Source organism: Sphingobium sp. R-21 (assembly GCF_049913335.1).
Classification (GTDB): Bacteria; Pseudomonadota; Alphaproteobacteria; order Sphingomonadales; family Sphingomonadaceae; genus Sphingobium.
The window spans coordinates 257776-269775 of the sequence record NZ_CP184375.1; the positions used below are offsets into that span (position 1 = coordinate 257776).

Annotated in this window: 8 protein-coding genes; 3 read left to right on the top strand and 5 right to left on the bottom strand. The window is 62.9% G+C overall.

Annotated elements, in window-relative coordinates; translation table 11 throughout:
• Positions 1-26: 26 nt before the first annotated feature.
• The 5 genes from ACN9MX_RS16000 to ACN9MX_RS16020 all read right to left on the bottom strand — a co-directional run bounded on the left by ACN9MX_RS16000 (position 27) and on the right by ACN9MX_RS16020 (position 9105).
• The gene (locus tag ACN9MX_RS16000) at positions 27-3362 is read right to left on the bottom strand and encodes a glycosyl hydrolase (protein ID WP_363832605.1); all 3336 of its coding nucleotides are present in this window, start codon (positions 3360-3362) and stop codon (positions 27-29) included.
• A 21-nt stretch (positions 3363-3383) separates the two neighbouring features.
• Positions 3384-6125, bottom strand: coding sequence for a TonB-dependent receptor plug domain-containing protein (locus ACN9MX_RS16005; RefSeq protein WP_363752706.1), 2742 nt, complete (start codon positions 6123-6125; stop codon positions 3384-3386).
• Between the two features lie 240 nt (positions 6126-6365).
• Positions 6366-7550, bottom strand: a complete 1185-nt coding sequence (lldD, locus tag ACN9MX_RS16010) for an FMN-dependent L-lactate dehydrogenase LldD (protein WP_363736727.1) — start codon at positions 7548-7550, stop codon at positions 6366-6368.
• Entirely contained in the window at positions 7547-8311 is a 765-nt protein-coding gene (locus ACN9MX_RS16015; protein WP_363832709.1) for an SDR family NAD(P)-dependent oxidoreductase, read from the bottom strand. Before ACN9MX_RS16015 ends, lldD begins: the two co-directional genes overlap by 4 nt.
• Positions 8311-9105 carry an IclR family transcriptional regulator gene (locus ACN9MX_RS16020; RefSeq protein ID WP_363736728.1) on the bottom strand — a complete coding sequence of 265 codons (795 nt, stop codon included), beginning with the start codon at positions 9103-9105 and terminating at the stop codon, positions 8311-8313. The genes ACN9MX_RS16015 and ACN9MX_RS16020 overlap by 1 nt, the downstream gene beginning before the upstream one ends.
• Before the next feature lie 51 nt (positions 9106-9156).
• Between ACN9MX_RS16020 and rhmD the strand changes: the two genes are divergently transcribed.
• From rhmD to ACN9MX_RS16035, 3 genes are read left to right on the top strand one after another with little or no spacing between them, the layout of a single operon-like run.
• On the top strand, positions 9157-10386 hold the full coding sequence (gene rhmD / locus ACN9MX_RS16025) for an L-rhamnonate dehydratase (RefSeq protein ID WP_426387713.1): 1230 nt from the start codon (positions 9157-9159) through the stop codon (positions 10384-10386).
• A 9-nt stretch (positions 10387-10395) separates the two neighbouring features.
• Complete coding sequence (locus ACN9MX_RS16030; RefSeq protein WP_363832600.1) at positions 10396-11253, top strand: fumarylacetoacetate hydrolase family protein; 858 nt, start codon at positions 10396-10398, stop codon at positions 11251-11253.
• A complete protein-coding gene (locus tag ACN9MX_RS16035) occupies positions 11250-11999 on the top strand; it encodes an SDR family NAD(P)-dependent oxidoreductase (RefSeq protein ID WP_363736734.1) in 750 nt (249 codons plus the stop codon). The genes ACN9MX_RS16030 and ACN9MX_RS16035 overlap by 4 nt, the downstream gene beginning before the upstream one ends.
• Position 12000: the final 1 nt, after the last annotated feature.

Sequence of the window (12000 nt, forward strand, 5' to 3'; positions counted from 1 at the left end):
GCTCTGAGGAGCGATAGCCAATCACCTCAGTCCGCCGGGTCCATGGCTGTAAGGCGGACAGGACCGATGAGCCCCGATGGAAGAAGTTTGCTGTCGGCCCGGTACGTTGACGCGGGCGCATAAGCAAAGGGCTTGGCACCCGGTTGCTTGTCGCCGATCAGGCGGTTGACCCAGAGGTTGGCAACCCTGACGACGATCCGGTTGGACCCCGCCTTCAGGAAGCCCGTCACGTCCACGCGATAAGGGGCATGCCAACTGATACTTACGGCGCGGCCGTTGATTTCAACCTGAGCAAGATCCCGGACGTTGCCGAGATCGAGAACCATATGGCGCCCTGTACCGATCATCTTGCCCGGCACGTCGATCATCGTGTCATAGGCCGCCACGCCCGAGAAATAGCGTATCGACGGTTCGGTGGATTTGGACCAGTCACCCAATTTGAAGGATTGACGTCCCGGCGGCCCACCCCAGCCATTCTCGAACCGGATGCTCCAGCCGCGGTCGAGCGTCATCGTTGCCGCGACGCGCGGGCCGGCGACGGTCCGGGACAGCTTGTCCGTCCGACCTTTGAAGACGACAAATCCCGCCTGTTGGGGGTCGAGCTTCAGATCGACGACCGTTTTGCCTCCGGACCGCCTGAACGACAGATCCCGGGCCTTGCCATCCTCGGGAGACCACCATTGCGGGATCCGGCCATCTACACGAAACGCGACCTGCGGATTGATGTCTGCCGAGGACTGGTTCGACAGGAAATAGATGTCGCTGTCTGACGCACGCCTGTGCAGGAACAACAGCTGCGCGCCGTTATCGTCCACATCAGGTGCTATCCGCCTGGTTCGCAGGACATCGGCCAGAGAGCTTTGGGCATAGACCATACCCTGACCGAGCTGGCGAACCTCCCCATCATGTCCCCAAAGCAGATCTACTCCCTTCCAATAAGCGGCACCTTCGTCGTTCAGGCCGATGCCGCCCTTCGGACGCATCGCAACCAAAGTCGCCCCGGCACGCACCAGCGCGCCAAGCTTCTCGACGACCGGCAAGGACAGCCGATGAACGGTTTGAGGGATGTAAAGCACCTGATATTGCATGCCCGTCTGGGTGACGATCTTACCGTCGCGCACCGACAGTTTGTCGAGAAGAGCCTCGGGGTTGATATAATCGAAGGCATAACCGGGAGGCACGTCCTTGTTCGGAGCAAGCTCGAACTGGCGCGTCGGCCCATCCTCCTCCCCGTAGAAATAAGCGACGTCCGCCACGAAGCGACCCTGCTGTAGCAGGTGCGACGTTCGCGCCAGATAATCGACGAACGGGCGGGCCATTCCCGCCCATGTTTCGTTCCGATTGAAATATTGTCCGAAAAAGCCAAGCGCGAGGCCCGGCTTGCGATCCGGGAACGGTTGGAGGTGTGACTCGTGAAGGAGAATGCGATTGACGCCTCGCGCGAAGATTTGGTCGGCGACGGGCTTCATCATCGCCGGAGAGAAAGCCCATGGATCGTTGCCTGCCGCAACCGTCAGCGCTTCCGCGGCCACCAGGGGCTTTCCGTAGACGTGCGCAGCCGACGCCGCCTCCTGGAGATCGGCTACGAGCGAAGGCTGCCCGGCAACCGTCGCGAACGGCCGATACCAAAACTCACCCGTCGGTATGTCGGATCGGGATTTCGCCGTCATGGCATCGACGATGGCGCGGGGCGTGTCGCCCTGGACCTCCGTATAGTAGGTCATGCCGCGTTTGTGAGCAGCATCGGCCAGGACATCATAGTGACTGGAGATCAGAAGATCTTTCAGCGTCTGGCGGAAGTCAGCAAGAAATGCGTCGCTACGTTCGGAACTGCCCACTACGTAACCCGCCAGAGCAGGAAGCCACGGCAAGGGATCATAGCCTCGCCGTTTGCGGAACTCCTGCAACAAGGCGGGTGTCCAGTTCTGGACTCCCGCCTCCCAGCTATCGGTAAGCAGGCCATTGACCGCCGCAGGACCGAGATTGACGCCGATACGATCGCTGTACAGGCTGAAGAGCCCATCGACATAGCGGTCGACAGCTTTTGCATCGAGCTTGTCGACTTCCAGCCCGGTCGCGACCGGTTCGGCGGGTCCGTTGGTCTGTCCCGTCAACGACCAGCCGAAGCGGAGGATCATCCAACGCCCTGGAGGCGGCGTCCAGTCCAGAGCCCCTTCGCCGGTGACATAGCGTTCAAGATCGATGACCGATGTCGGTGACAATCCCGCCGATTTTGCGGCGGGTTCCAGGGTCGCCTGGTCGACTATGGATTGAAATCCGGCCTTGGCTTCGAAGCCATCGATCCGCGGCGCGGCACTATACGTCACGCGCTGAAGGTGGAAGATGACCGGTCCAGGAGGAGGGACCAGACCTCTTGGCAGACCCGAAAGCACGCGCCAGGGCTTGGGCGCGCCGAAGCGGATCCTGAACACCAGGCCTGTCGCAGGTTTGAAGGCAAATGTCTGCTGTCGCGACGGATGCTCGGCCTCGTCTTGGGGAACGTGCCGCACCAGATCGAAGGTCTTGCCATCGCGGCTGACCAGGATGTCGATCGCAGGCCGCGTGCTCATGGCCAGCGTGAGCGCCCGCATTTCCACGGGTTTGGCGTAACGCACATCGACGTAGGCGCTGCCGTCCGTCGACATAGGTAACGCAAAGTCTGACGATAAGTCGGCCGCTGCAGTCGCCAGGGCCTCGGCGGAGCCGGCGCTCGACGTATAGGAAGGAGCCGCAGCCTCCTCCGCCGGCAGAGGAAAGGCGATGACGGGACCGGGCCCCGATGCAATCGGATCCGGTGTTTTCGGATCGCCGGGTAAGGAAAAGCCTGGGTCTCGAGGCACGGAAGCAAATGGTCCGGTCGCGGTCGGGAGGGACGGCAAGTCGGTTTTTATGCGATGGCCACCCTCGACGATCTTCGTCGCCCAAACATATTTCTTCATGCCGTCAGCGGGTTGCACCCAGGGCCCGCCCGTCTCACTCCAACCAGGCGAACCGGCTATCGTCACGTCCATCCCATCCGCATGCGCCCTATCCACGGCGGCGCGAAAAGCTGTCCTCCACGTAACGCTCATGAAGGGAGCAGGATGATCGACGACAGTGGGCTCCAGCCGGCCACCGGCAAAAGCGTGGACTCCGCCGATGCCCACGTCGTGCAGCCACTGTAGATCGAGGAGCGCGCCCTCTTGCGTGACGTTCCCGCTCATCCAGTGCCACCAGACCTGCGGGCGCGCCTCATGTGGCGGGTCTTCGAAGCCCGCCCTAAGCTTGTCCGATGGCGCCGGCTGGCTTTGGCCGTTTGCCGATGCCATTGCAAAGAGGCCGCAGGCCGCTGCAAAAGCGCCTTGAGTGACCCGCCGCCCCATCCTCTCCTCCCTATTCGACCGTCAGAACCGTCCGCGAAGGGACAGGCTGACAATCCGACCGAGCGTACCTCCGTTTGTATAACCGGAAAGGGCACCCGCCGAGACGGACGCACCATAATAAGGCGGATCGGCGTCAAACAGGTTCTGCACCGTGACCCCGATATCCGCTCCTTTCATGAAGCCGATCGCATTGAGATTATAACCGACGAACACGTCCGTCACAGTATAGCCGCGAACATGGCTTTGGCCGGGCGAGATGCCGTCGAGCACATGATACCCACCGTTGCGCCGAATAGTCAGGTTTGTGGTCACCGGGCCGCTGGTGGCGCCGAGCGAACCGACAATGTTATATTTGGGAGTCTGGCCATTCACGACCGTGCTTGCGAGATAATCCTGATACGCCCCGCCGGCGGTGGCCGAGATCTTCTTGTTCAGGATATAAGTTCCGGCGATTTGTCCATAAATCGTGCCGAAGGAAACATCGGTATTGTAGGAAACATTGAAATCAAATCCGTCCAGCTTTTCGCTGCCGAAATTAGCCCGTCGTGCGTCCACCACGCCGATGATGTTGCTTCCCGGCTTGAACAGGTCAGCGACAGACTGGATGTTCGGAGCACCGCCATTGTCGAGTCTCAGCCAGAGCGGCTGAATGCTGCTTATATAGGCCTCGCTGCACTGCTGGACGGGCGAAGCGGCGCCGCATAGATTATAGGCGGTGCTGAGGGCCCCCGGGAATCCATATGCCCCGAGCGAAAGTGAAACGAGATTGTCGATCTTCGTGTTCCAATATGTCAGGCCCAGCTTCAGCCCACGGATCGCATGCGGGCTATAATCGCCACCGATCGAGTAATTTCGACCGGTCTGCGGCTTCAAACCCTGGCCCGCGCCGGCGATAAAGGCCAGATAGGTTTGGGGCGCCAAAGTCAGGACCTGCAGGCGCGTATCGATCTTGTTTCCTGAGTCGGCAAGGCTGGGTGCAACGAACGTCGTCTGGTAGACGCCACGAAGCGTCAGATCCTCGAACGGCTTATAGTCGATACCGAAGCGGGGGTTCGTCGTTCCGCCAAAGTCGCTATAGTGGTCATATCGGACGGCGGCGTCGAGCGACAGCGCGTTGATAAACGGCACCGCATTCTCGCGTCCGACAACAGGCACAAACAGCTCCGCAAAGCCAGCCTTGACAGTCCGCGTGGCGTCGTAGCTCGCCAGGCCGGACCGATCGCCGATCGAACCGGTCACGGTAGAGTTGAACAGCGATTGCCGGCGAACTTCGCCGCCAACAGCCAGCTTCACATCACCGCCCGGGAGGGAGAACAACGTTCCGTTGGCAACGATCTGGCCACTGACAATCTTGTTCACGCCGCGCGTGTAAATCTCGTGATCCGCCAGATTTGCCAGCACATCAGACGGGGTCTGCGACGTGTCGTAAGGATTGAAATTCGTTGCCGTGATGGCCGATCCGTTCAAGCCGGTCCGGTCGTGGATGGTAGCCGTGCTATGGCCGTACAGGAAATCACCGCGCAGTTGCCAACGATCATTGATCGTCCAGGTCAGACTTGGATCGACCTGATACTGTTCAAATCGCTGGGGCGAAACGCGGGCATTTCCCAGCCCTCTAGAGTAGTTGTAGCTAACCGTCTGCGACGTCTCGCCGTTCACTGGCCTGAAGTAGGAATTGCTTGCGTCGATGGTGATTGACGAAGGAATAGACGCGATATCGGTATAGACCTTGTCAGTTCTGAGACCGTAGATGCCGTCGACAGAAAACTTGAGCGAAGGGGTGATTTCCTGTTCGAGGTAGGCGAAGACATTGACACGACGCTCGACCGGAGTGAGGCTCGTATAGTCGGTCTGATCGCAACGCGGAACGGACGGGACACTTTGGAAATTCGGAGCAGTGTACACCGTGCCGTTGACGGTGAAATTGCCGTAGCCGCACGACGTGGTGCGCAGATCCGAACCTCCGTGGCTCGTGAAGTCAGACGTGATGTAGTCGCGGTCCTTGCCGAAGATCGCGTCGTGAGCCGCATAGGCGGCACTGATCAGAACAGAGCCTGTCGACCAGTGGGTGCCAGCAGTCAGCGTTACGTCGTTCTCGTGATAATCCTGACCGAACTGATGCTGGTAGTGCATCTGAAGGCCGTCGAAGCGCTTCTTCGCGACGAAGTTGACCACACCGCCAATCGCATCAGAACCGTATGTCGCCGACCCGCCGTCCGGCAGGACCTGGACGGTTTCGAGTGCGTCGGCCGGAATCAGATTGGGATCGGGGTCGGTGGAAAGAACGCCGACAGGCACGATCCGATGGCCGTTGAAAAGAACCAGGGTCGCTGTCTGGCCGGAAGAATTGCCATTTGTGTTTCCGAAGCCGCGCAGCGCAATCTTGGCCACGGGTGTGGCGAAGCTCGCCGAACCGGAAGAGACGCTGTTCAGCGTCGGAAGCTGTGGCACCGTCTGGTTGAGGACGTCGATTGCCGCACTGCTGCCGGTCGACCGAATTGCGGCACTGCTCACGGTGAGAAGGTTGGAGCCGGTGGGTTTCGCCACGCCGCGTATCAAGGTGCCGGTGACGACAATATCCTGCGAAGACGCTTGTGTCTGGCCATCGTCCGCCGCAGGCGCGAGCGTCGATCCGGCCGCATCCGCGCCGGCAGTGTCCGCGACGGGCGCGGGCGTATCTGGCGCGGTCTGTGCAAAAACAGCCTGGGTCGAGCACAAGGCGGATCCCGCCAGCAGCAGGGCGAGTCCCTGGATCGTCTTCATATCATTCCCCTCTTGCGGGCACGCCACGCCGGCCGGCGACGGCGGTGGCCGCATCCCGGCGAGACGAACCTCGTTATCTGTTGAAAATCGGGCGGCGCATTTCGAGGCGCCAGCAATCAGGTCAGCGGATCATAGCCTTCAATCCTCCCCGGCCTCACCTGAGACTCGATGACAGTCGCATTGCTGCCTGAGCCTCGGGATGCGGGGATTGACGGCAGATGTCAACATAATTCTCAAAAATTATTCTATCATTCCATTATGTGAGAATTGATTTGCCAGGCGTGACCGATCGATGGAGGAGATGTCCGTGCACCCCGTCAGCGCCATCGCCACCCGCATCTCGGCCTCGACCTGGCGCAGGACGTGGGCAACGCCCGCCTGCCCGGCGGCGGAAAGCGCGTAGACCCAGGCTCGCCCCAACAGCACCGCATCGGCGCCGAGCGCGAGCATCCGCACGACATCGAGGCCGGATCGGATACCGCCGTCCGCCAGCACGGCCAGCCGGTCGCGCACCGCATCGGCGATCGGCGGAAGCGCGCGGGCACTCGACAGCACGCCATCAAGCTGGCGGCCGCCATGGTTGGAGACCACGATCCCGTCGGCGCCGATCGCGGCGGCGGCCTTCGCATCCTCGACGTCGAGGATGCCCTTGATGATCAGCGGTCCGTCCCAGGTCTGGCGGATGAAGTCGAGATCGCGCCACGATACCGAGGGATCGAAATTGTTGCGCATCCAGGCGAAGAAATCCTCCAGCCCGGTGTTGGGGCCGAGCACCGGCGCGACGTTGCCAAGCTGGTGCGGGCGGCCGTTGAGGCCGACGTCCCACGCCCAGCGCGGATGCGTCGCGCCCTGCCACGCGCGCCGCAGTGCGCCGCCGAGGCCCGGCGCGCCAGCCAGACCCGAGTGATAGTCACGATAGCGCGATCCCGGCACCGGCATGTCGACCGTGAAGACCAGCGCCGAGCAACCGAGCGCTCGCGCCTTCTCCAGCAATTCGCGCATGAAGCCGCGATCGCGGATCATGTAGAGCTGGAACCAGAAGGGCTTCGTGGTTCCTGCCGCAACCTCGTCCAGCGGGCAGGCCGAGACGGTCGAAAGGCAGAAGGGCACGCCCGCCGCCTCCGCCGCGCGCGCTGCCTGCACCTCGCCGCGTCGCGCGTTCATCCCCGCAAGGCCGATCGGGGCGAGGCCCACCGGCAGCGCCAGCCTCTGCCCGAAGAGAGTGGTCGCCAGATCGATCGTCGATACATCGTTAAGCACCCGCTGGCGAAGCGCGATCGCCTCCAGGTCCGCGACGTTGCGCTTCAGCGTCACCTCGGCATAGGAACCGCCGTCGATATATTCGAACAGGAAGGGCGGCAGACGGCGCCGGGCCAGCTCGCGATAGTCGATCGCGGAGGCTGCCGTGCGGATCTTGCGGCTCATTGCAGGTTCACGAACGCGCCGCCATCGACCAGCAGCGCCGCGCCGGTGACATAGCGCGCCATGTCGGAAGCAAGGAAGACGATCGGACCGGCGAGATCCTCGGGCGCCCCAAGCCGCCCGAGCGGGATGCGCGCCTCCATGCGCGTCCGCTTTTCCGCGTCGGCAAGGTCGTCCTTGTTGATGTCGGTTAGGATCGTGCCGGGCAGCACCGAATTGCAGCGGATGCCATATCTGCCGAGCGCGATCGCGGTCGATTGCATCAGCGAGTGGATGCCCGCCTTGGTGGGGGTATAGTGGGTCTGCATCTCCCCGCCGACCAGCGCCGAGATCGACGAGACCGCGACGATCGCCCCGCCGTCTCCCTGTCGCACCATCTGGTTGGCGGCCGCCTGCACCATGTAGAAGGCGCCGTGGAGGTTGACGCCCATCGTCCGCTCGAAGGTCTTGGCAGGCATGTCGAGAAAGGCGTGGAACGGGCAGATGCCGGCGTTCGACACGAATATGTCGACCCGCCCGAGCGCGTCCACCGCTCGGCTGACGAAATCGGTTGCGGTGCGCGCATCGGCGACGTCGCCTTCGATGGCAATCGCGCGGCGTCCCAGCGCCTCGATCTGCGCCACCGCGCTCGCGGCGCCTTCGTCATGCCCCAGATAGTTGATCGCGACATCGGCGCCGTGGCGCGCCGCCTCGATCGCCGTCGCCCGCCCGATGCCGGCGGAGCCACCGGTGACGAGCAGCACCTTGTTCTGCAAAAGCATCATCATCCTCTGGTCTTGGGGGGCGACCAGCCGAGTTCGGTGCTGATCGCCTTCGCGGTGTCGACCACCTCGGTGGCGAGGTCCACCATCCGCTGGTCGTCCATATATTGCGCGGCGCTGGATACGCTGATCGCGCCGACGATCTTGCCGGCGACGTCCCGGATTGGCGCCGCCACGCAGCGTATCTGGTCCTCATTCTCCTCGAGGTCGAAGGCGCGGCCTGCCTCGACATAGCCCGCCATCCGCTCGCGCCACAGCGCGGGATCGACCGGGTGGGAGCCGCTTTTCTGGTCGGCATCGAAGCGCTCGGCCCAGTAAGCGGGCGGGTGATCGAGCATGAGCGCCTTGCCGAGGCCCGTGGAGCTGAGCGGTTGGCGATCACCGACCCGGCTGGAAATGGTGATCCGCCGGCGCCCCGGAACCTTGTCGAGGTAGAGCGCCTGATCGTCGACCAATACGCCCATATGCACGGTGTCGCCGGTCGAGGACGAGAGGCGCTCGAGATGATCGCGCGCAACCTGGATGAGGTCGATCTGCGCCTGCGCCATTGCGCCCAGTTGCAGCAGCTTGGCGCCCAGGCGGTAGCCGGCGCGCGGCGTGTAGGCGAGGTAGCCGCGATCGGCCAAAGCCGTAGCCAGCCGGTACGTCGTGCTCTTGGCGAGGCCGATCCGCTCGGACAGTTCGGCCAGCGCCAAACCCTCCTCGCTCACCGCCTCCAGAATATCGAGCCCGCGCATAAGCGTCTGGCTGCCCGCGCCCACGCTGCTGCCGCTCTCCTCGTTTTTGTTTTCGGTCATGTTGACGCCCTCATATCCATTCTATAAAACACGTTTCCATATATTGGCAACATGGTCGTGCAGCGGCCTGACTATATAGGGGTGAGGATCTCCGTGGCGCTACCGTTGATCAAGTATGTCCGCGCCTTTGTGGTGCGCGGCGGCGGGGCCGACTATCACGACCAGGGCAAGGGGCACTGGATCGACGATCACATCGCGACGCCGATGGCGCGCTATCCCGAATATCGGCAGAGCCGGCAGAGCTTCGGGATCAATGTGCTGGGCACGCTTGTGGTTGAAATCGAGGCGGCTGACGGCACGGTCGGCTTCGCGGTGACGACCGGCGGAGAACCGGCCTGCTACATCGTCGAAAAGCATCTTGCCCGCTTCCTCGAAGGTCGCGACCCGGCCGACTATGAGAAGATCTGGGACCAGATGTACTTCTCGACCCAATATTACGGGCGCAAGGGACTGGTGATCAACGCAATCTCCGGCGTCGATCTCGCTTTGTGGGATCTGCTCGGCAAACTGCGCGGCGAGCCGGTCTACAAGCTGCTCGGCGGCAACGTCCGCGAAGAACTGCAATTCTACGCCACCGGAGCGCGGCCCGATCTCGCCAAGGAGATGGGCTTCATCGGCGGCAAGCTCCCACTCCACCACGGTCCCGCCGAAGGCATTGAGGGCCTGCACAAGAACATCGCCGAACTGGCCGAGATGCGCGCGCGGGTTGGCGACGATTTCTGGCTGATGCTCGATTGCTGGATGAGCCTCGATCTCGATTACGCCACCCGGCTCTCCCACCGCGCCTACGAGGAATGTGGGCTCAAATGGATCGAGGAGGCGCTCTCACCCGACGATTACTGGGGCTATGCCGCGCTGAAGCAGAACGCGCCCAGGGGCCTGCTCGTCACCACCGGAGAGCATGAGGCGACCCGCTGGGGCTTCCGCATGCTGATGGACATGGATTGCTGCGACATCATCCAGCCCGACGTCGGCTGGTGCGGCGGCGTTACCGAACTGATCAAGATCGCCAATTATGCCGAGAGCAAGGGTGTGCTGATGATCCCGCACGGATCGTCGGTCTACAGCTATCATTTCGTCATCACCCGCCACAACTCGCCCTTCGCCGAGTTCCTGATGATGCACCCCGGACCGACCGAAGTGGTGCCGATGTTCGCGCCGCAGCTGCTCGGCGAACCGGTCCCGGTCAATGGCCGCATCAAGGTTGGCGCGCTCGACAAGCCGGGCTTCGGCGTCGAGCTCAACCGCGACATCCCCCTTCATCGCCCCTATACCCACTGAGGATTTCCCATGAAGCTCTGCCGCTACGGCCCGCGCGGGTCCGAAAAACCCGGCATCGTCGATGCCGAAGGCCACATCCGCGATCTGTCCGACGTCGTCGAGGACATCACGCCGGCGACGCTCGCCATCGCCAGGGCGGTCCATCCGGACCAGCTGCCCGTGGTCCAGGGCACGCCCCGCTACGGCGTGCCGCTGAAGGGCATCGGCAAGATCGTCGCGATCGGCCTCAATTACGAGGATCACGCGATCGAATCGAACCTGCCGATCCCGACCGAGCCGGTCGTCTTCATGAAGGCGCTGTCGGCGCTCACCGGCCCCAATGACGAGGTGATGCTGCCGAAGGATTCGACCCACGGGGACTGGGAGGTCGAACTGGGCGTGATCATCGGCAAGACCTGCCGCTACGTGGAGGAGGGGGACGCGCTTGATCATGTCGCGGGCTACGTGCTGGCCAACGACGTGTCGGAACGGTTCAACCAGAAGCAGCGCGGTACCCAGTGGAGCAAGGGCAAGGGCCACGACACCTTCTGCCCGGTCGGCCCCTGGCTGGTGACGCCCGACGAGGTCGGCGATCCGCAGGATCTCGACATGAGCCTCGACGTCAACGGCCAGCGCATGCAGACCGGCAACACGAAGACAATGATCTTCACCGTGAAGCAGATCATCGCATATCTCAGCCAATATGTGACGCTGTTCCCCGGCGACCTGATCATCACCGGCACGCCGCCGGGCGTGGGCGAGGGCAAGAAACCGGACGCGATCTTCCTCAAGCCCGGCGACGAAATGACGCTTTCGATCGCGAAGCTCGGCACCCAGACCCAGACGGTCGCAGCGTGGCGCCATCTCGGTGACGAGGTGCTGACATGACCCTGTTCTCGGGGCGCTATGCCGGCCGGACCGCCATCGTGACCGGTGGCGCTTCCGGGCTGGGCAGGGAAGTGGCGAAGCGGATCGTGGCGGAAGGCGGCACCGTCGCCCTCTGGGATCTCAATGCCGAAACGCTGGCCGCCGCGAAGGACGAGGTCGGCGCCGCGCACACCGTCGCGCTCGACGTCGCCGATCCGCAGGCGGTTTCGGCCGCCGCGCGTGAAACCGCAGACCTGTTCGGCAATATCGACATTCTGGTCTGCTCGGCGGGCATCACCGGGGCAACACAGCCCGTCTGGGAGTTCCCCATCGACAGCTTCCAACGCGTGGTCGATATCAACCTCAACGGCCTGTTCTACTGCTGCCGCGAGGTGGTGCCGCACATGCTGGCGAACGGCTATGGCCGCATCGTCAACGTCGCCTCGGTGGCGGGCAAGGAAGGCAATCCCAATGCCTCGGCCTATTCGGCATCGAAGGCGGGCGTGATCGGCTTCACCAAGTCGCTGGGCAAGGAACTGGCCGGCAAGGGCGTGATCGCCAACGCGCTGACGCCTGCAACCTTCGAAAGCCCGATCCTCGATCAGCTGCCGCAGAGCCAGGTCGATTACATGCGCTCCAGGATTCCCATGGGCCGGCTGGGCAAAGTCGAAGAATCGGCCGCCATGGTCTGCTTCATGGCATCGGAGGAGTGCAGCTTCACCACCGCCGCCACCTTCGACACATCGGGTGGACGCACGACCTTCTGAC

Coding starts and splice junctions, on each gene's coding strand:
- ACN9MX_RS16000 (WP_363832605.1), bottom strand. CDS start 3,362: ATGGGGCGGCGGGTCACTCAAGGCGCTTTTGCAGCGGCCTGCGGCCTC.
- ACN9MX_RS16005 (WP_363752706.1), bottom strand. CDS start 6,125: ATGAAGACGATCCAGGGACTCGCCCTGCTGCTGGCGGGATCCGCCTTG.
- lldD (WP_363736727.1), bottom strand. CDS start 7,550: ATGAGCCGCAAGATCCGCACGGCAGCCTCCGCGATCGACTATCGCGAG.
- ACN9MX_RS16015 (WP_363832709.1), bottom strand. CDS start 8,311: ATGATGCTTTTGCAGAACAAGGTGCTGCTCGTCACCGGTGGCTCCGCC.
- ACN9MX_RS16020 (WP_363736728.1), bottom strand. CDS start 9,105: ATGACCGAAAACAAAAACGAGGAGAGCGGCAGCAGCGTGGGCGCGGGC.
- rhmD (WP_426387713.1), top strand. CDS start 9,157: ATGGTCGTGCAGCGGCCTGACTATATAGGGGTGAGGATCTCCGTGGCG.
- ACN9MX_RS16030 (WP_363832600.1), top strand. CDS start 10,396: ATGAAGCTCTGCCGCTACGGCCCGCGCGGGTCCGAAAAACCCGGCATC.
- ACN9MX_RS16035 (WP_363736734.1), top strand. CDS start 11,250: ATGACCCTGTTCTCGGGGCGCTATGCCGGCCGGACCGCCATCGTGACC.